This is a genomic window from Azospirillaceae bacterium, from assembly GCA_028283825.1.
In the GTDB taxonomy this organism is placed as follows: domain Bacteria; phylum Pseudomonadota; class Alphaproteobacteria; order Azospirillales; family Azospirillaceae; genus Nitrospirillum.
The window spans coordinates 583,832-603,559 of the sequence record JAPWJW010000001.1; the positions used below are offsets into that span (position 1 = coordinate 583,832).

18 protein-coding genes are annotated in these 19,728 nt (G+C 68.2%); 3 read left to right on the forward strand and 15 right to left on the reverse strand.

Features of this window, described 5'->3' with window-relative positions; genetic code table 11:
* Nucleotides 1-15 precede the first annotated feature (15 nt).
* The 3 genes from PW843_02215 (at nt 16) to PW843_02225 (ending at nt 5,784) form a co-directional block, all read left to right on the forward strand.
* Nucleotides 16-780, forward strand: coding sequence for a prolyl oligopeptidase family serine peptidase (locus tag PW843_02215; protein ID MDE1145419.1), 765 nt, complete (start codon nt 16-18; stop codon nt 778-780).
* Between the two features lie 248 nt (nt 781-1,028).
* Entirely contained in the window at nt 1,029-5,366 is a 4,338-nt protein-coding gene (locus PW843_02220) for a response regulator (protein MDE1145420.1), read from the forward strand.
* A gap of 31 nt (nt 5,367-5,397) precedes the next feature.
* Complete coding sequence (locus tag PW843_02225; GenBank protein ID MDE1145421.1) at nt 5,398-5,784, forward strand: response regulator; 387 nt, start codon at nt 5,398-5,400, stop codon at nt 5,782-5,784.
* 139 nt (nt 5,785-5,923) lie between these two features.
* Here PW843_02225 and PW843_02230 read toward each other — a convergent pair whose 3' ends face one another.
* The 15 genes from PW843_02230 to pseB all read right to left on the reverse strand — a co-directional run bounded on the left by PW843_02230 (nt 5,924) and on the right by pseB (nt 19,508).
* Complete coding sequence (locus PW843_02230; protein ID MDE1145422.1) at nt 5,924-6,667, reverse strand: phytanoyl-CoA dioxygenase family protein; 744 nt, start codon at nt 6,665-6,667, stop codon at nt 5,924-5,926.
* Nucleotides 6,664-7,428, reverse strand: coding sequence for a macrocin O-methyltransferase (locus PW843_02235; protein MDE1145423.1), 765 nt, complete (start codon nt 7,426-7,428; stop codon nt 6,664-6,666). The genes PW843_02230 and PW843_02235 overlap by 4 nt, the downstream gene beginning before the upstream one ends.
* A 103-nt stretch (nt 7,429-7,531) precedes the next feature.
* Nucleotides 7,532-8,692, reverse strand: a complete 1,161-nt coding sequence (locus PW843_02240) for a class I SAM-dependent methyltransferase (protein MDE1145424.1) — start codon at nt 8,690-8,692, stop codon at nt 7,532-7,534.
* Nucleotides 8,689-9,642: a sugar nucleotide-binding protein gene (locus PW843_02245; GenBank protein ID MDE1145425.1), complete on the reverse strand. Its 954-nt coding sequence runs from the start codon at nt 9,640-9,642 to the stop codon at nt 8,689-8,691. Before PW843_02245 ends, PW843_02240 begins: the two co-directional genes overlap by 4 nt.
* The gene (locus tag PW843_02250) at nt 9,620-10,285 is read right to left on the reverse strand and encodes a class I SAM-dependent methyltransferase (protein MDE1145426.1); all 666 of its coding nucleotides are present in this window, start codon (nt 10,283-10,285) and stop codon (nt 9,620-9,622) included. Before PW843_02250 ends, PW843_02245 begins: the two co-directional genes overlap by 23 nt.
* 10 nt (nt 10,286-10,295) lie before the next feature.
* Nucleotides 10,296-10,733 (reverse strand): sporadic carbohydrate cluster protein, TIGR04323 family, encoded by a 438-nt coding sequence (locus PW843_02255; GenBank protein ID MDE1145427.1) that lies wholly within the window; start codon nt 10,731-10,733, stop codon nt 10,296-10,298.
* Nucleotides 10,730-11,548 (reverse strand): hypothetical protein, encoded by an 819-nt coding sequence (locus PW843_02260; protein ID MDE1145428.1) that lies wholly within the window; start codon nt 11,546-11,548, stop codon nt 10,730-10,732. The genes PW843_02255 and PW843_02260 overlap by 4 nt, the downstream gene beginning before the upstream one ends.
* Nucleotides 11,545-12,471 (reverse strand): transketolase C-terminal domain-containing protein, encoded by a 927-nt coding sequence (locus PW843_02265; protein ID MDE1145429.1) that lies wholly within the window; start codon nt 12,469-12,471, stop codon nt 11,545-11,547. The genes PW843_02260 and PW843_02265 overlap by 4 nt, the downstream gene beginning before the upstream one ends.
* A gap of 5 nt (nt 12,472-12,476) precedes the next feature.
* Nucleotides 12,477-13,280 (reverse strand): transketolase, encoded by an 804-nt coding sequence (locus PW843_02270; GenBank protein ID MDE1145430.1) that lies wholly within the window; start codon nt 13,278-13,280, stop codon nt 12,477-12,479.
* Nucleotides 13,281-13,285: 5 nt separating this feature from the next.
* Nucleotides 13,286-14,401: an aminoglycoside phosphotransferase family protein gene (locus tag PW843_02275; protein MDE1145431.1), complete on the reverse strand. Its 1,116-nt coding sequence runs from the start codon at nt 14,399-14,401 to the stop codon at nt 13,286-13,288.
* Nucleotides 14,373-15,023, reverse strand: coding sequence for a hypothetical protein (locus tag PW843_02280; protein MDE1145432.1), 651 nt, complete (start codon nt 15,021-15,023; stop codon nt 14,373-14,375). Before PW843_02280 ends, PW843_02275 begins: the two co-directional genes overlap by 29 nt.
* A gap of 143 nt (nt 15,024-15,166) precedes the next feature.
* Nucleotides 15,167-16,750 (reverse strand): PfkB family carbohydrate kinase, encoded by a 1,584-nt coding sequence (locus PW843_02285; GenBank protein MDE1145433.1) that lies wholly within the window; start codon nt 16,748-16,750, stop codon nt 15,167-15,169.
* Nucleotides 16,751-16,990: 240 nt separating this feature from the next.
* A complete protein-coding gene (locus PW843_02290) occupies nt 16,991-17,155 on the reverse strand; it encodes a hypothetical protein (GenBank protein MDE1145434.1) in 165 nt (54 codons plus the stop codon).
* Nucleotides 17,156-17,307: 152 nt separating this feature from the next.
* Entirely contained in the window at nt 17,308-18,519 is a 1,212-nt protein-coding gene (pseC, locus tag PW843_02295; GenBank protein MDE1145435.1) for a UDP-4-amino-4,6-dideoxy-N-acetyl-beta-L-altrosamine transaminase, read from the reverse strand.
* Nucleotides 18,519-19,508, reverse strand: a complete 990-nt coding sequence (gene pseB, locus PW843_02300; GenBank protein ID MDE1145436.1) for a UDP-N-acetylglucosamine 4,6-dehydratase (inverting) — start codon at nt 19,506-19,508, stop codon at nt 18,519-18,521. The genes pseC and pseB overlap by 1 nt, the downstream gene beginning before the upstream one ends.
* Nucleotides 19,509-19,728: the final 220 nt, after the last annotated feature.

Below are 19,728 nucleotides of genomic sequence, written 5' to 3' on the forward strand. Positions count from 1 at the left end.
GTCCACCGCCGCGACATGCCGCTGAACGGCGACAACCCGACCCTGCTGACCGCCTATGGCGGGTTCAACCTGTCGCGCCTGCCGACATATTCCGCCACCATCGGCCGACTGTGGCTGGACCGGGGCGGGGTCTACGTCGTGGCCAACATCCGGGGTGGTGGCGAGTTCGGTCCCGCCTGGCACGACGCGGCGCTGAAGACCCATCGGCAGAAGTCGTTCGACGATTTCACCGCCGTGGCGCGCGACCTGATCGGCCGCCAGGTGACGCGGTCGGCCCGCCTGGGCATCAGCGGCGGGTCCAACGGCGGCCTGCTGATGGGCGTGGAACTGACCCAGCACCCCGAGCTGTGGGGGGCGGTCGCCATCAAGGTGCCGCTCCTGGACATGCTGCGTTATGAGGCCATCGCCGCTGGTTCGTCCTGGGTGGCGGAATACGGCAGCGTGGCGGTGCCGGAGGAACGGGCCTTCCTGGCCAGTTATTCCCCCTACCAGCGACTGGACCCGACCAAGGCCTATCCCGAAACCCTGATCATGACCGCCACCCATGACGATCGCGTGGGGCCGGGCCACGCCCGCAAGTTCGCGGCGCGGATGGAGGCGCTGGGCAAGCCCGTGCTGTTCTATGAAAGTGACGAGGGCGGCCACGGCACGCGCGGCCTGGACGACGCGGCCCGCGCCCGGGGGCCCGCCCTGGAACTGGCCTATTTCGCCGCCCGCCTGATGCCGCAGCGGCGTGAGGCCCTGCCGGCCGGTCAAGTCGTGGCGGGTGCGGGTAACTGATGCCAGCGGCACGGGGTTCTGACTCGTGCCGCTGTAGGCTGCGACGGCAGCCGCCGGAAGTTTCCGGGGAACGAAGTGGATTGGAAACTGAGGATCAGCCAAGGGCGCGGATGCGCCCGCCCGGCGCCTGAGGGGCGGCATATGAACGGTCACGTTCAAGTGCCGCTGATATGAGTCCTCTCCCTCCGCACCATGGACGGGGCGCGTGACGGGTGCGACAACAGGCGATGGCTGGTGGGGGAGACGGCATGGCCCTGGGTTTGCGGCGGCGCCTGCTGCTGCTGCTGTTCGGCACGACGGTGCCCTTCTTCCTGCTGCTGCTGAGCGAAAGCCGGGCGCGGCGGGATGAGGCCGTCGCGGCGGTCCAGGCCCAGGCGGTGGAACTGGCCCGCCTGGCGGCCGACGACCAGGAGCGCCTGCTGGACCAGATGCGGCGCCTGGTCCAGGCCTTCGCCACCCAGTCGGCTCTGCTGCCCGCGGCCCAGTGCAGCGATGCGGCCATCGTCCTGAAGACGGCGCAGCCCTGGATCACCAACATCCAGGTGGTGCTGCCCGACGGCTCGGTCGTCTGCTCCTCCGCCGCCCCGCCCTGGGACAATTACAGCGACCGCGCCTATGTGCGCCAGGCCTTCCAGACCGGACGCCAGGTGGTCAGCGGCTATCTGTTCGGTCGGCCCAGCGGCCGCGCAATCCTGGCCGTTGCCCAGCCGGTCCCGGCGTCTCCGGGCGTCCCCGCCGCCCCGCCCCGCGCCGTCATCGCGGGGATGAGCATGGATTGGATCGAGAAGACCGGCCTGCATTTCGCGCGCGATCGCTCCCTGTTCCTGGTGGTGGGGCCGGACGGCACCGTGCTGGCCCGCCTGCCCGAGCGGCCCGACCTGCTGGGGCATAATTTCAACGACCACCCTTTCGTCCAGGCGGTGCTCTCCGGCACGGTGGACCGCGGCCAGTTCGTCACCCTGGATGGGGTGGACCGGCTGGTGGGCGTCGCCGTGCTGCCGTCCAGCGGCGCCCGCGTGGTGGTGGGGGTGGACCGCGACGCCGTGCTGGGCCCCATCCTGGCCGACCAGCGCCGCACCCTGATGTTCGGGGTGCTGGCGGCGGTGGCCGCCCTGCTGTTGGGCTGGGTGGGGGTGGAGGCGGCGGTGCTGAGGGGCGTGGGGGCGCTGCGCGACGCCGTGTCCCGCCTGGCCGCCGGCGACCGCACCGCCCGGACCGCGGTGGTGGGCGGCTCGGCGGAGTTCGGGGAACTCGCCCGGTCGTTCAACGACATGGCGGCGGCGCTGGACCGGCATGAAGGTGAGATCGCAGCGCGTGAGGCGCAGTTCCGCGACCTGACGGAGATATCCAGCGACTGGTTCTGGGAAACCGATCCGGACGGGCGCTTCACCCAGATGTCGCAAGGGGTGGCCAGCCTGGGCGTGCCCCCTGACCGTTTCCTGGGCCGCACCCGCCGCGATTTCGCCCTGGACACCGACAGCCCGGATTTCCTGGCCTATGAGGCGGCGCTGGCCAATCGCCAGCCCTTCCGCAACATCGCCTTCAGCGTGCGGGGCGACGACGGCGGCCTGCGGCATGTGGTGATCAGCGGCAAGCCCGTCTTCGACAAGGACGGGGCCTTCCTGGGCTTTCGCGGGTCGGGCCGTGACCGCACGGCCCAGATGGTGGCGGAGGAGCGGCTGCGGCTGCTGCAATCGGTGGCGGTGCACGCCACCGACGGCATCGTCATCACCGAGGCCGACGCCCTGGATGACCCCGGTCCCCGCATCATCTTCGTGAATGAGACCTTCACCACCATGACCGGCTATAGCCAGGATGAGGTGCTGGGCCGATCCCCCCGCTTCCTGCAAGGGCCGATGACCGACCGCGCGACGCTGGACACCATCCGCCAGGCGCTGACGGCGGGCGAGGCGGTGCGCCAGCGCCTGGTGAACTACACGCGTGACGGACGGCCCATCTGGGTGGATTTGGCCATCTTCCCGGCGCGGGTGGGCAACAAGATCACCCACTTCGTGGCCCTGCAGCGCGACGTGTCCGACCAGGTGGCCGCCAGCCTGCACCTGAACACCCAGGTGACGGAGCTTGAGGCCGCGCGCGAGACGCTGCAGGCCCAGCGCACCCTGCTGGACAGCGTGCTGAACGCCACGCCCGACGGCGTCTATGCCTATGACACCCTGCGCAATGAGGATTTCAGCGTTCGCGATTTCCGCTTCCAGCTGGTCAACGCGGCGGGGGAAAGGCTGGGGCGCCGCCCCGCCCACGACCTGATCGGTCGCGGCCTGCTGGAACTGCTGCCGGAACTGGAAACCGACGATTTGTTCCGCCGCTATGTCCGGGTGGTGGACGATGGCGAGCCCCAGACCTTCGAATTCCGCCGCGACCCGGACGACCGCTGGTTCCGCATCACCGCCGTGCCCTGGGGCCGGGGGCTGGTGGTCACCCTGTCGGAGGTGACGCGGGAAAAACGGCGCGAGGCCGAACTGGCGGCCCTGGCGGAGGATCTGGCCGGCGCCAAGCTGGCGGCGGAGGCCGCCAGCCGCGCCAAGTCCGATTTCCTGGCCAATATGAGCCACGAGATCCGCACGCCCATGAACGGCATCATGGGCATGACCCAGATCCTGCTGGACACGGCCCTGGCGCCCGACCAGCACGCCTATGCCGAGGCCATCCACGACAGCGCCCAGGCCCTGCTGAACATCATCAACAATATCCTGGACATCTCCAAGCTGGAGGCCGGCCGGGTGGAGCTGGAGATGGTGGACTTCATCCTGGATGAGGTGGTGGACGGCGTCGTGGCGCTGCTGGCCCCGCAGGCACGGGAAAAGGGCCTCGTGCTCACGGCCAACGTGGCGCCGGAGGTGGCCGGCGCCTATCGCGGCGACCCCACCCGCCTGCGCCAGGTGCTGCTGAACCTGGCCGGCAACGCGGTCAAGTTCACGCATGAGGGGTCGGTGACCCTGTCGCTCACGGCCGGCGCGTCGATTCCCGTGGATGAGGCCGCTCCGCCGGAGGCGGCGGGCGACGACGGGGCCGTCGGGCCGCCCCGGCCCCTGCGTTTCGCCGTCACCGACACCGGCGTGGGCCTGGATGCCGAACAGCAGGGCCGCCTGTTCCAGAAATTCACCCAGGCCGACACCTCCATCAACCGGCGCTACGGCGGCACCGGGCTGGGCCTGGTGATTTCGCGCGAGCTGGTGCGCCTGATGGGCGGCGACATCATGCTGGACAGCGCGCCTGGCGCGGGTTCCACCTTCGCCTTCACGGTGCCGCTGACGCCCTCAAGCGTGCGGGTGGCGCGCCGTGCCGCGGCGGAGGCGGCGCTCAGCGGCCTGCGCGCCCTGGTGGTGGACAGCGCCCGGCCGGGGCCGGCCCGCACCGTGGTGCGCGGCACGCTGGAACGGCTGGGGCTGGACGTCACCACCTGCGTCGGCCCCGAGGCGGCGATGACGCTCGTGGCCACGCCGGCGGCCTGGTCCTTCGATGTGGTCACGCTGGCCGACGTCCTGCCGGAACAGGACGGGCCGGCCCTGGCCGCGGCCCTGCGCGCCCTGCCCCGTGCCGCGGCGGCCAAGATGGTGGTGGTGACCGACAGGGCGGATGTGATCGAGGCGGGTCACCACACCGTGCTGGACGGCATCCTGGCCCGGCCGCCCCAGACCATGGCGGTGCGTGACCTGATGCTGCGCCTGTTCGGTGGCGGGGGCGAGGCGGCGGACGGCGCGGCACCGGTGCTGGCCGCCGGCCACAGCCGCCGGGGCGAGGGGCGGCGGGTGCTGCTGGTCGATGACAACATGGTCAACCGTTCCGTCGCCCGCATCATGCTGGAGCGCGACGGCTATACCGTCGATATGGCGGAGGATGGGCGCGCGGCGGTGGAGGCCTGCCGCCGCACCGCCTATGACGTGGTGCTGATGGACGTGCAGATGCCGGTGATGGACGGTGTCACCGCCACCAGCATCGTGCGCCAGGAACTGGGCCTGCGCCGCCTGCCTATCCTGGCCATGACGGCCAACGCCATGGTGGGCATGCGCGAGGAATATCTGGGGGCCGGCATGGACGACTATGTCTCCAAGCCCTTCGACCAGGACCAGTTCCTGGACACGGTGGCGCGCTGGTCGGCGGAGGGGGCGGCCGGCGGCGTGGGGCGGGGCGAAACACGTCGGGATGAGCGATCGGCCATCCCCCCATCCGCGCCGATGGGCGCGCGCCCCGAGACCGAGGACGACCACACGCTGGGACGCATGGAGGGCGACGTCCTGGCGGGCCTGGCCGCCGTGGTGCCGCCGGATGATTTCCGCGCCCTGGTGCAGGGTTTCGTCGATCACGGCATCGCCCGCATCCATCGCATCGACGCACTGGCCACGGTGGGTGATCTGGAAACCCTGCGGGCGGAGGCGCACGACCTGATCTCCACCGCCGGCAATGTCGGCCTGGCGGGCATGCAGGCCTTGGGCCGACGGTTGCAGGATGCGTGCGTCGATGGTGATCTGGCCCTGGTGCGCACGGTGGCCGACCGCATCCACCGCGTCGGTCCCCCGGCCTGGACGGCGTTGGCGGAACGGTTTATCGATAAGGTTGCGGAATGATGTCTGATCACCGTTTTATGGAGAGCAGGGCATGAGCAAGGGCGCCATCGTATTCGCCGAGGACGAGCCGACCCTACGCGCCATGATCGGCACGTTGCTGAAGACCGGCGGCTATACGCCCGTGCCCGTCTCCGATGGGGCCGAATGCCTGCGGATGCTGAGCCAAGTGCAGCCCCGCGCCCTGCTGCTGGATATCGCCATGCCCACCATGGACGGGTTGCAGACCCTGAAGGCCGTGCGGGGCAGCCACGCCCTCTCCTCCATCCCCGTCATCATGGTGACCAGCCACGCCGAGGCCGACGTGCTGCAGGAAGCCCTGCGCGGCGGGGCGGCCGGCGTCATCCTGAAGCCGTTCAAGCCCAGCGAGTTCGTCATCCGCATGGAACGCTGCATGGCGCAGGCGCGGGGGCGGCGGTAATAGGGCGCGGTCGCCGCGAATGGGTGCCGGTGCCATAAAGCATGATGCGGCCGCCCGGCAGGCGGTCCCGGATGAACCGACCGCCTGAACACACGCCGCTGCCCCCGGGGAAGGGCGGGCAGCGCGCGGACCCGATTCATCACCCCTTGGGGGCGATGACGGTCCAGGTCTGACAGTCGAGATGATGCTTGGTCGAATGGCTGCCGGCGCCAAAAAATCGAAAATCGATGCTGAGCCGGGTCCGGCTTGACCGGTTCGGGACCGATTCATGGACGATCCAGCGGTTGAGAAGCAGGACGTCCCCGGGACGCATCGGTTGGCACACGACCCGGGTGGCGGGATCGGCATCCACGGGGCGCAACCATAGCTCCCGGCTGAAGTCGTTCAGCAATTCCGTGGTCGATTGCGTGCCCTCATACACCGCCACCCCACCGCAATCGGCGTCAATATCGACCAGCGGGACCCAGCAGGTCAGGAAGTCCGACAGGTGATGGTTATAGCTCACGTCCTGGTGCGGCGGGACGGCGGCGGGGGCGTGGCCGGGATCGACGAAGCGCGCCGTCGGCGGCATGTGCATGAGCAGGTCCGGCGAGTTCAAGGCGCTGAGCAGAAGCGACCGCAAGGTCGGGTCGCGCGGAATGTCCCACAAGGCCGGGGACAGTCGCGCCGCCAGCGGGAAGTGGCCGGACTGGATTTGGCTGTCCTGCGCCGTCTCGGGCCCCGCGTTCCGCAACCGGGCCATTTCGTCCCGCAGGAACCTGGCGACCCGATCCACGGACGCCGGTGCGATGACGTCGCGACAGACCATGTAGCCCTGCTCGAAAAAGAACGGGCAATCGATCGCTCCCGCGGGGGTTTCCGGGCGCGTGGTTTCCGGGCTCATGGCTTCACCAGATAGGCGGCGGGCGCGTTGGTCCAGTCGAAGGTCCGCAGGCGCACATGCGGCTTGTCGGCGAAAAACTCATCGACGGCCTGGGTTTCGCCGGGCCATTCCTTGATCGCGTACTCGTCGAACATCATGACGCCACCGCGCGACAGGATGGGCCAAAAGGCCTCCAGCGCCGCCTTGGTCGGTGCGTACAGGTCGCAATCGAAATGCACCAGGGACAACCTCACGCCGGGATTCTGTTCACGGAAGACCGTGACGGTTTCCTCGATATTTCCTTCGACCAGCTTGATGCGCGGCTTGCCGGGGATGAACCTGTCGGAATCGAATATCGCGATGGCGTCACACAACTCCTCGTAATGTTCCGCCGGGGAAAAGCCGCCCGGGACCTTGTGCGATGATGCGTCGTCGTTGCCGTCCTCGGGCGTGAACCCGGTGAAACCCTTCCAGTTGTCAAAGCCGTAGACCACCTTCGTCCGGTCACCGACGCAGTAGGCCTCCAGCAGATTGGCCCACGTCATCAGGCCCATGCCGCGAAACACGCCGAGTTCCGCGATGTCCCCCGGCACGTCCTGCGTCATCCGGAAAAGTTCCACATGGGCCAGGAAACGCTTCAGGTTCTGGCGGCGGGCCAGGACGGGAAAATGTTTCAGCGAGTCCAGGGGTGAACGGCCGTAACGCTGGCAATGCTCGGCGATGCGGGCCTCGACATCGTTATCCAGTACGGTCTTGCGAAATCCATCGAACGGTTGGGTCATGTGCCGGCACGGCTCCTTGCCGTTGGCGGGCCTGGATGCCCGCTGATTTGCAACTATTTACCGAAGGCTGGACGATATGGTCAATGCGCCGGCCCCTGGCCCGTCACCAGGGCGGCGGGTGGATGATCGTGGCTTCCGGCGCCCGCGCCGCCAGGTGTTCGGCCGTCTTGGCCGTGAATTCCGGTGTATGGGCCATCATCACGCGTGCCCCCGCGGGCAAGGCGCCGGGATGAAGGATGGGGCGGCCCAGGTGGGTGCCCCCAACCCGCTTGATGTCTTCGTCGACGAAAAACGCCAAGTTGTCCGAGGCGTCGGCCGCCGCCCAGGTTGCGGCGATGGCGGTGCCGAAAATGCCATAGGGGCCGGCCGCGTCCACGGTGCGCATCTGGCCCCAAAGACGTTCCAGCCAATCGACATGCCGCTCGACCATTGCCAGGGAGACCGCGGGATCGGCCCCTTCCGGCGGGGACCCGGTGGTACAATCGTCTTCAAGACCCGGAATACCCACGGCCGCGATCTCACGCGGGAACCAGTCGGTACCGACGGTCGGTACGTGCAGGCCCGCGGCCGCCATCACCTGCCGTAGCGAGGCCGGGGTGAAATGGGTGGCGTGGTCGACGATCAGCAGATCGAAGGGATTCTGCTGAACGTCGGGCACCTGGATGATCAGGTGGCCACCGCGCCCCACCTTGGATCCCAGGGTGGCCAGCGTCGCTGCCGGATTTTCCAAATGTTCGATGACATGGACGGCTGTCAGCAGGTCGAAACCGCCGGGCAGGTCGGCCGGGTCGCCGCTATGGAAGGCGCCGGCCCCGGCGATGGCCTCGATTTCCGCCCGTCGGTTTTCGCTCAACTCGGCACCGGCACATTGCCAACCCGGCAGCAGGGCACGGGCGTTGCGCAGCAGGCTGCCATCGCCGCAGCCGAAATCCAGTAGCCGGCCGGCCGTGGGCAGGGCCAAGGTGTCGCGCGCGCCGCGCAACAGCCGCTGGGACCGCGCCTCCCCCGCCCCGGCCGCGGTGAATACCGTCTGCTCGCTGCCGTCGTTGACGCGATAGACCACATAGCTGGCGTAGATCGATCCGCAATCCGCCCGCCACGCCGCCGTGGTCGGCTTTTGCACGGCGCCGCAATCGGCACAAACCGCCAGCTGCCCGCCGGCCGGCCATACCCGGACGTCAGAGGTGATGCGTGGCAACCGCGCATAGGGATCGACATGCACCAGCCGGCCGGTCCGGCATACATGACAGGGAATGCTCGTCATCGCTTGCCACGGATCCGGACGTTGGGGGCTGACGGTGCCGGCAGGCAGGCGGACAGGGCCGCCTCGGCGCCCGGCGGCATAATACCGGTCAGGCGGCGCAGACGGCCGGTCGCCATGATGGTGTGGCGCGGCGGCTGTTCACGGAGATAACCGGCGGCCACGCTGTCCACCGCCTGCATCAGGCCCGCGTCGGCCCCCTGGCGCCGCGCCACGAAGGCGGCCGCCTCGGCATAGGAAATCTCATCCGTCGCCGACAGGTGGAAGATGCCGGGGACGGCCGCCGGGTCTTCCCGCCCGCGGTCGGCCAGAGCCAGCATGGCCTCCACCACCAGATCCACCGTGACCGGGGCCAGGGCCATGTCGCGGGCCGGGCGCACCACCCGGCCCGCCGCCAGTTGATCGATCCAGCCGGTGAACAGCGGCATGCCCGGATGGATCACCTTGGTCAGGCGCAGGATGGTGGCGGCCGGCCGGCCCGGCGGCGGGACCAGGGCCAGCAGGCTGCGCTCGGCCTCGGCCTTTTGCGCGCCATAGGTATTGGCCGGCGATACCGGCGCGTCCTCGGCCGGTGACGGCGCGTCGCCCTTGAACACCTGGTTGCTGGACAGGTGAATGACGTGGGCACCCTGTGCCATCAGACGGCGGGCCAGTTCCACCGTGCCCGTTACGTTGACGCGGGCGGAACCTTCGGGATCGATATGGCAGGCGTCCAGCCGGGCGACGGCGGCGCATAGGAAAACGGTGGCGACCCGCAGATCCGCCACCCAGCCCCAACCGCCCGGATCGGCCAGATCCAAAGGAAGGGTCTGCGGCGTGTCCATGCCCGGGCGCCGCGTTGTAACGACAACGCGCAGTCCCCGGGCGCGGGCGGCCTTGGCCGCCGCCGTACCGATCATGCTGTCGCCGCCCACCACCAGCAGGTCGGCTTCACTCGAAAAAGATGAAGCCATGGTCACCCTGATAGCCGCAGCGGTCGTAAATCCACTTCCAGTCGTCCACGTCGTGGAAGCTCTGGCAGGTCAGCTGCCAGTACAGCAGGTTGGCCTTCTCACGTTCATTACGCCAGGATTCCACCATGATGTACTTGGCGGCACCCTTGCCCACGCGCTCGATCTCGCCCACCGCGCCGAACAGGTCGCCCACACCCAGATTGTGCAGGGTGCCCAAGGACACGACGAAGTCGAATTCATCGTCGCTGTAAGGCAGGGACCGGCAGTCACCGGCCTTCAGGAAAGGCCGCACTTCCTCCTTGGCGTTGGCGATGCCGTAGTCGGAAATGTCGATGCCGGCGATCTGGATGCCGGGTACCACCTGGGTGAATTCGTACAGCAGGAAACCCTTGCCGCAGCCCACGTCCAGGATACGGTCGCCGGCCTTCAGGCCGTAGTGCGCGGCCATGCGCGTCGCCACCGGGCGCCAGCGGCCGTCATAACGATAGCCGCCATAGCCATAGCGGCGGTCGCCGTCCCAGTAGTCGGCGCCGAATTGGCGGGCGACCTCGGCGCTCTCGGCCTTGTCGTGCGCCACCACCCGCTGGACATAATTGCGCTTGGTGCTGGAATGCAGGTTCTGGATGAAGTCGATGCGCGCCATGGGTGGGGCCTCAGGCGATGGGATGGGAAAGGTTGAGCGTCGGACCCGCCCGGACCATGGCCTGCTGCACCAGCCACACGTCCTCCAGCCGGCCGATGTCGGCGGCCTCGCGCAGCACCATGCCTTCCACGGCGGTATGCAGGACGGCACCCTGATCCAGCACGGTCTGGTAGACGGCACGCCGGCGTTCGCGCCGCTGGGGCAGCATGAACAGGGAATACAGGATCACGCCCTCCAGCCGGGGCAGTTCCGCCAGCACCTGATGCAGCATGATATAGCAGGCGGGCATGGCGTATTCGGTGGCTGACAGCTTGTAGGCCAGCTTGTTGCGGGCGGCGTAGTCGCGGATGACCAGGTTCTGCACCGCCTGCGGCGCGCGGTTGCCGAAGACGGGGCGTGCGCCGACATAGCCGCGATAGCCGTGACGGGTGAAGGGCTCCTCGCTCATTCCTCGAACTCCCCGGGCAAGCGGTAGTCCAGGCCCACGCGGCTGGCGGGGCGCAGGGTGATGGGCTCGAAAAACTCGCCCAGCTTCTTGTCGGCATAGGGGGTGAACACGCCCTTGAACCGGCAGTTCATGGTCCAGCGCGCGTCCTTTTCCCGGTTCAGGCGGTTGCCGTGCGCCAGGTTCTGGTTGAACAGCAGGAAGCTGCCGTAGGGCACGTCCATCCAGGCCAGATCCTTCTCGATCGCCTGGTACATGGCGTCCACGCTGTGCGCCGACCAGCGGCCGAAATCCCGCTCCAGCGCCGCGTTGGGACCGGGCGGCAGCAGGAACATGCTCTTGCTGCGGTAACAGTCCACCAGGGGGATCCACAGCACGATCTCGAACGGGCTGTCGCCCGACCAGGTGTCGGCATGGATGGGCAGCAGGGAACTGTCATCGTCCGGCAGCTGGATGGACAGGTTCACCCGCCGCTGCATGCACAACTCGCTGCCCACGATGGCCTCGACCGCCGTGCGCGCCACGCTGAAATAGGCGGCGCGCAGCCAGGGTGCGGCGTTCATGCCGCCGATGACGGCCAGGCGGAAATCGTTCAGGCGGGCGGGCGGGACCTGGCCGCCGATGTCGTTCAGGAAACGGTCGGCGTCCGCCGGCTTGGGCTGGCCCAGCCAATCGGCGGCGATGCCCGCCACCAGATCACGGATGGCGTCCAGGGCGGACCGATCCTCCGCCGGGGCGATGATATAGCCGTCGCCCAGGAAGCGGTCGGCCAGCGCCTGCTCGGCCGGTTTCTGGAAACTGAAGTGGGGTGTGGTCATTTGCGGCCCTCCAGCGCCTTGGTCACGGCGCCGGTGATGCCGTCAACCGTCAGGCCGGCCAGGGACAGCAAATTGTCCTGGCTGCCGTAACCCTCGGGGAAGGCGTCGGGCAGGGCCAGGCGCAGCAGGCGGGGGGCGCCGTCGGTTTCGGCCAGCAGTTCGGCCACGGCGCTGCCCAGGCCGCCGATGCGGGTGTGCTCCTCCACCGTCACGATCAGGCCGGTGCCGGCCGCGGCTTCCAGCACGGCGGCATCGTCCAGCGGCTTCACCGTATGCATGTGCAGGACGGATGCCGAGATGCCCTGGGTTTCCAGCTGTTCGGCGGCGGCGAGGGCGCGGCCGGTCATGATGCCGGTGCCGATGAGGGTGACGTCGCCGCCCTGCCGCATGGCGATGGCCTTGCCGATGGCGAAACCCGCCTCGGCCCGGCTCACCACTGGGTCGCCGCCCTTGGCCAGGCGGATGTACAGCGGCCCCTTCCAGTCCAGCGACGCCCGCATCAGGCGTTCCATCTCCGGTGCGTCCACCGGTGCCGCGATGGCCATGTTGGGAAGGGTGCGCAGCAGGCCCATGTCCTCGAACGCCAGGTGGGTGGGCCCCAGGGGCGCGTAGACCAGGCCGCCGCCGCTGGCGATCAGGCGCACCGGCAGGTTTTCCAGGCAGACGTCGATGGCGATCTGGTCGAAACAGCGGCGCGTGAGGAAGGTGGCGATGGTGTTGATATAGGGGATGTACCCCTCCATCGCCATGCCGGCGGCCATGCCGATGATGTGCTGCTCGGCCACGCCCTCCATGAAGAAGCGGTCCGGCATGTCGGCCTTCATGTTCTTCAGGAGGCCCGGGCCCAGGTCCGATCCGATGAAGACGACGCGATCGTCCTGGCGGGCCAGAGTTTCGACCATGTTGACGGCGACTTGTCTCATGGGGTTCAGGCCCTTTCCAGCGCTTCGCGCATGCGCGCCACGTCGGGCGCCTCCACCCGGGCCTTGTGGTGCCAGGTGGCCTGGTGTTCGGCGAAGTCGAAACCCTTGCCCTTCACCGTGTGGCAGATCAGGACGGACGGCTTGCCCGCTTCGAACGGCAGGGTGGACAACTGGGCCCGCAGGGCGTCGACGTCATGGCCGTCCACCTCTTTCACGCCCCAGCCGAAGGCGCGCCACTTGTCGGCTAGCGGCTCCAGGTCCAGCACTTCCTTCACCGGGCCATAGGACTGCAGCTTGTTGTAATCGACCAGGGCCACCAGGTTTTCCAGGCGGTGCTTGCCGGCGTGCATCGCCGCCTCCCACACCGATCCCTCGTCCAGTTCGCCGTCGCCCGTGATGACGAAGACGCGCGACGGGCGCTTCTGCATGCGGGCGGCGATGGCCATGCCGGTACCGATGGACAGGCCGTGGCCCAGCGATCCGGTGGATGCCTCCACGCCTGGGATGTGGGCGCGCTCCGGGTGGCCGCCCAGCATGGCGCCGGCCCGGCACTGGCGCAGCAGTTCCTCTTTGGGGAAGAAACCCTTGTCCGCCAGCACGGCGTACCAGGTCAGGCAGCCGTGGCCCTTGGACAGGATGCAGCGGTCGCGGTCGGGCCAGCGCGGGTCGTCGGGCCGCACGTCCAGCACGTCGTCGTACAAGACGCGCAGAATCTCCACCAACGACATCGACGATCCGATATGGCCGCGCCCGCCGCCCTCAAGGGCATCGATCACCAGCCGCCGCAAATATTTGGAACGGTCATCCATCAGCGTCATCCTGAGGGCAAAAGCGTAAGGTCAAGGTCGTCGCCCGCATCGGTCATGCTGTCCAGCAGGGCGGCGACCGCCGCGATGCGGGCGCCGGCACGGCGCAACTGCGCGGCCTTGGCGGCCGGCCAATCGGCCGTCGTGCCAGCGTAGACGCGACGCTGCCAGCGGTCGGGCAGGAATTCATTGAGCATGATCAAGGCCCAGCGCAGGCCGTACAGCGGCAGCTGGGCGCTGAGCCGCGCCGGGAAGGCCGCGTCGTCGCCTGCGAACGTCGCCGCCATGCCTTGCCACCAGCGATCCCGCTCCCGGACTGTCAGCGTCATGGCCGGGTGCCACAGGAAATCGGCCGCCAGTTTTACCGGGTCGTCCCAGCCGAAATACTCGAAATCAATAAACACCAATCGGCCGTCGGCCTGGGTTATGGCGTTGTGGAAACCGAAATCCGATGGCGACAGGGTGCGCAGATGGTGGGGCAGGGCGGCATTGGCGCGCAGGCCGATGCCGTCATACAGGCGGTGCAGCCGCTGGGCCGCGCGCACCAGCGTGGGCCACAGCTCCCCTTCCAGCAGGGCCGCCAACTCCGGCTCTCCGGAGTCCGGCGCTTCGGCCACAGTTTTCAAGCGGTCCAGCCGCCCGCGAATTTGCGCTGTCAGATTGATGGCCGCCAGGCAGGATTCCGCCGCTTCACCCAGGGTGTCGGCGCCCGGCATCCCGCAGGCCGTGTGCAGGCGGGCGACGAAGGCGACAGCCTGCTCAATCGCGCCGGCATCCCGGCCGGCCGTGTCCCGGGCCGCGGGCACGCCATCGATCCACTGGTACAAACCCAGCCGTTCCCCGGTATCGGCGGCCAGGGCCCGCGGCACCGCCGTTTCCCCCGCCTGTTCCAGGAAACGCAGGCCGCCGAACTCCCGCTCCAGCCGATGCGACTGCGCGTCCGCCGATCCGCTGTCATAGCATTTCAGGGCGGCCGCCCCGGTGGCGGTGGTGATGCGGTACAGGCGGTTGTTGCCGCCGCCGGCCACGTGCTCCAGCCCCAGGACGGGCGTGCCCAGCAGGCGGGTGGCTGACTCCGCCAGTGTATCGGTCGCCTCAGGCGGCATGACGGTTGAGCAGCGCATCGCCGATCTCCTGCCAGGTGGCGCACCCGGTCCAGGGCCCGCCGCGTTCGTGCGGATGGGGACCGCCGGGCGTGTACAGATATTGCCGCACCGCGGGGGGGAAGTCCTTTTCCTGGAACACTTCTACCAGATCGTCGACGAAGTCGGTGCAGCCGGCGTCGATGATGCGGGTGATCTTTTCCTCCCGTGTCGGCAGGAAATGAATGTCGGCGGCCTGGATGCCGAAACGGTCCGTCAGGCCGTGCCGCGCGATCCAGCCGCGGGCCGCCTCACGCAGGTTCATGCCGTCGGGCTCGGCCGCCGCGAATTCCGTCTTGTGGCTGACGATGCTCAGGCGCCAGCCGGCGGCGGCCAAGCGGCCCAGCGCGTCGAACAGGCCGGGGGCCGGCACGGCGCGCTTGATGCCGGGGCCGTAGACCTTGGCCTGAAGGGCCGTCCACTTGGCTTCGCCCTGGGGCAGGGCACGGATATGGGCGCGCACGGCCCCCTTGCCACCGGCGAACCCCAATGGCAACAGGCCAGCCTCCCGGCCCAGATCGGCGAAGACCGCGTCGTACAGCACGATGGTGTTGTCGAAATCCAGGCCGATATGGCGTGTGGGTTTGGCGGCGGGGATGGTCACTTCAGCCCGATCTCCTGCATCTTCTTGATGTTGAAGTGGCGGGGGGCGCTTAAAGAGTCCGGCACCTGGCTGGCGCCGCCGGTGACGAGGACATGCCAGGTACGGGGGGTGGTCATGGGGGCGTTTCCAGTCTCAGGCGAGGATCATTTCAGGATAGCGGTCAGGAACTTCACCAGCGGGGCCTTCTCCACCGACTGGCGATGGCCGACGATGCCCACCTTGATGGCGCCGGCGGCATTGCCGATAAAGGCCACCAAATCCATGTCCACCCCGGCGGCCACCAGGGGCGAACTGACGGCCAGGAAGGCGTCGCCCGCCCCCACCGTGTCCACCACCATGTTGGTGAAGGCCGGGATGCGGCAGGTGCCGGTGGTGGCGTTATAGGCCACGCACCCCAGCTTGCCCTGGGTGATGATCAACCGGTCGCACTCCATGCGCTGGGGCAGCTTTTCCGAGGCGATGATGGCGATGTCGCTGAACTTGTCGGACAGGGCCAGCCGGGCCTCCGGCGCGTCGATGCAGATGTAGTCGGCGCGGGGATAACGGGTGATCAGGTTATAGCCGACGTTGGCGCTGTTGGTCTGGGTGTTGACCGCCAGGAAGCGGGCATGCCGCGTTAGCGCGTCGATCACCGGTTCGGTGATCATGCCGTGGCCGAAATCGGTGGCGATGACCAGGTCGTAATCGCCGGCCCGCTCCTCGATCAGGCGCGTCAGGCTACCCGCCTCCGCCTCATCCAGGGGGGTGTCGTCCATCTCATAGACTTCGAACAGCTTGCGCATGTAGCCGGTCTCGACGAACCGGGTCTTGCGCGTGGTGGGCTTGCCCGGGCGGGTGACGGTGTCCACCCGCACGTTGGGCTTCAGGCTGGCGCGTACCAGGTCGTCGAAGGAATGCGTCTCACCCAGGCAGGTCAGCACGTCCACTTGCCGGCAGAAGGCCGCCACGTGGTTGGCCGCCGCGATGACGCCGCCCGCGAACGTCTCCTTGTCGCGGAACAGGGTGGCGATCATGTTTTCCTTGGGCGACTTCGACATCGGCAGGACGTGGCGATATTCGTCGATGATGGTATCGCCCACCAGCAGGACCTTGAAATCCTTTACCGATTCGATGGCTGCCAGCAGCCGGGGCAGTATGTCCCGCTCCCGCGCGCCTTCCAGATAGGTCTGAAGCTCGGCGTCGTAGACGCCCAGGTACTTGTTGATCAGGGACGATGAACTGAAGGTGATGTCGTCGGTGAAGGCGACGCGGCCGCCGTGGGCCTCCACCGCGTTGCGCTCATCGATGATGCCGCCGGTGACGTCGTCGGCGTCGTTGGCGTATTCCGATCCCTTCACATAGATGGACGGGCGGATGGTGTGCAGCACGTTGACGGCGGTCTGTTCCGTGCTGATGGCGACCAGGTCCACATGCTCCATCGCCGCGACCATCTGGGCGCGCAGCTGCTCGGAAAAGACGGGGCGGCCGGGGCCCTTGTTGACCTGCCGGTCGGCCGTCAGCGTCACCACCAGCATGTCGCCCAGGCGGCGTGCCTCTTCCAGGTGGCGGACATGGCCCAGGTGCAACAGGTCGAACACGCCGTGCGCCAGCACCACGCGCCGGCCTTCGGCGCGGGTCTGGGCCGCGATGGCCGCGACCTCATCCAGGGTGCGAACCTTGTCCCGCGTGGGGCGCCGGGACAAGGGGGCCTTCTGCCCTTCCGCGCCCAGCTCTTTAGCGTCGGTCATTTTTGTACCGTCCAATCCGATCAGCCTTTGATGTACCGGAACCAGTCCTTTGTCGCGTCGGCGATGGTGCCGGTGGTCCGCACCGGCGCATCTTGCCAATAGTTGAGATTTCGCAAAAGTCGGGCCACACCATTCTTCAATGGCAACGGCCGGCGCTCGGCCCAGTTCGATGGTTTATCTTGGCGATGTCCGCGAAGGTGCAGTCGGGCGCACCCGGGCGCTTGGGTGGGCCCGGGTGCCTTAGCAGGAGCCGGAGGCAGCGTACATCATGCGGCGAACTCCGGCGGCCCACGCCGCCTCCGCCATGGAGAAATCGCCATTGATGTCGCCCTCGACAAAGCGGAAGGCCGGGTTGTCCTGATGCTGGGCAAGATTTGCCAGCCGGCCGGCGGCAAGATTGTCCATGGCCACGATCCGGCGGCCCGCCGCCGGCGGGGCATCGGTCAGGTGGCTACCCATAAAGCCGGCCCCCCCCGATGACGATGTCGAAGCTCTGGTCGGCCATGATCGGATGTCCCGTTGCAAAAGCGTTTTGCCAAGGTGGCCGGGCGATGCGGTCAGTCGGCCGCCCGGCTGACCGCCGCGACCACCCGGTCCACATCCCCGTCCGTCATGGCGGGGTATAGCGGCAGCGACAGGCAGGCGCCATACCAGCCCTCGGCGCCGGCCAAGTCCAGGGCGCCGTAGCGCGCCCGATAATAGGGCTGGCGGTGCACCGGAATGTAGTGAACCTGTGTACCGACGCCCGCGTTCCGCAGCCGGCCCATGATCGCGGCACGGTCCTGGCCCAGGCGCTCGAAATCGAACAGCGCCACGTACAGGTGCCAGGCCGGTTCCCCGCCGCTGCGCCCGGCGGGGCGAATGGTGGGGGCCAGGGGGGCCAGCGCCGCATCATAGCGCGCCACCAGGTCGCGCCGGCGCCGGGCGAAGCGGTCCAGCTTGGCCATCTGGCTCAGGCCCAGGGCCGCCTGGATGTCCGTCAGCCGATAATTGTACCCCGGCTCCGGCATCTCATAATACCAGGGGTTGGCCGCCCCCTTGGCGTCGAAGGCGGCTTCGCCGTCCTGGAACTGGGCGGCGTCGCGCACCATGCCGTGGCTGACATAACGGCGCAGGGCCTGGGCCAGCGCGTCGTCGTTGGTGGTGACCATGCCGCCCTCGCCGGCGGCGATGGTCTTGACCGGATGGAAGGAAAAGCACGCCATCGCCGACCGGTCGCAGGCACCGATGGCGACCGGCTGGCCGTCGGTACCGGTCAGGCTGCTGCCCACGGCGTGGCAGGCATCCTCCACAATGGCCAGGCCGCGCTCGTGCGCCAATGCCGCCAGGCTGGCCATGTCCGCCGCCTGGCCGGCCAAGTGCACGGGGGCCAGGGCGCGGACACGCCAACCCCGCGCCTCGGCCCGCGCGATGGCGGTCTCCGCCTGGGCGCGGCCCATCAGGCCGGTTTGCGCGTCGACGTCGGCAAACGCCACCTCCGCCCCGCAGTAACGCGCGGCGTTGGCCGTGGCCAGGAAGGTGACGGTAGGCACGACCACGGCATCGCCGGGCTCCAGGTTCAGCGCCATGAAGGCCAGGTGCAGCGCTGCCGTGCCATTGGCGCAGGCCACGGCGTGCCGTGCGCCGACCGCGTCGGCGAAGGCCTGTTCGAACCGGGTGACGGTGGGGCCTTGCGTCAGCCAATCGCCGCGCAGCACGGCGGTGACGGCGGCGATGTCATCCTCGTCGATCGCCTGCCGGCCATAGGGCAGGAAGGGCTGCGTGGACATCACGGCCTCTGCAGCAGCACCGCCAGCCGTTCCGGCGTCAGCCAGTCGGTGTTGGTGTCGCTGCGATAGCTGAAGCCGTCGGGCACGACTTTGGCGCCCAGCTTGACGTAGGCCTGGCGCGTCCACCAGTTGAAGGCCGGCTCGATGACGTAGCGATCCTCCATCTCGAAGGTCTGGCGGCTGTCGTCCTCGGTGATCATGACCTCGTGCAGCTTTTCGCCCGGCCGGATGCCGATGACCTTGTGGGGCAGGTCAGGTGCCATGCAGCGGGCCAGGTCGTCCATCCGCATGCTGGGAATCTTGGGCACGTAGATCTCGCCCCCCTGCATCATGCCGAAGCATGAGGCCACGAACTCCACCCCATGCTGCAGGGTGATCCAGAAACGGGTCATGCGTTCGTCGGTGATGGGCAGTTCGGCCGCACCCTCTTCGATCAGTTTGCGGAACAGGGGGATGACGCTGCCGCGCGACCCCACGACGTTGCCGTAGCGCACCACGGCGAAGCGCGTGCCGACCGACCCGGACAGGTTGTTGGATGCCACGAAGATCTTGTCGGACGCCAGCTTGCTGGCCCCATACAGGTTGATGGGGCTGGCGGCCTTGTCCGTGGACAACGCGATGACCTTGCGCACCCCGGCGGCCAGGGCCGCATGCACCACGTTCTCCGCGCCGTAGATGTTGGTGCGGATGCATTCGATGGGGTTGTATTCGGCGGTGGGCACATGCTTCAGCGCGGCGGCGTGGATGCAGTAATCGACCTCGCGCATCGCCAGTTCCAGCCGCGTGCGGTCACGCACGTCGCCGATGAAAAAGCGCAGCACGCCCTCATGGTCGACGCCCAGCTGCTGCTGCATCTCGTACTGTTTGAACTCGTCACGGGAGAAAATGATGATCCGGCGCGGCTTGGCATGGGCCAGCAGGTAACGGACGAACTGCCGCCCGAAGGAACCGGTGCCGCCGGTAATCAGGATGGAGGGCGCCGTTGAAATCGCCCAGGGCCGATTTGAGAAACTTGGACGTCATGACAGCCCCTGCTTCCGAGGGATAGGTGCCCCCGGCCTGAAAGATCTTGGAGATCGCCCTCATACTATCGCCCCCCGCGCGGGCCGCGTAGCCAAACCGTAGCCTTGTAGCCTTTTCCCCAGCTTACCCATGGCGCCTGCCGTGCCTTAAGGTTGGGCTCATGAATTCGTGGTCGGACTATAGCGC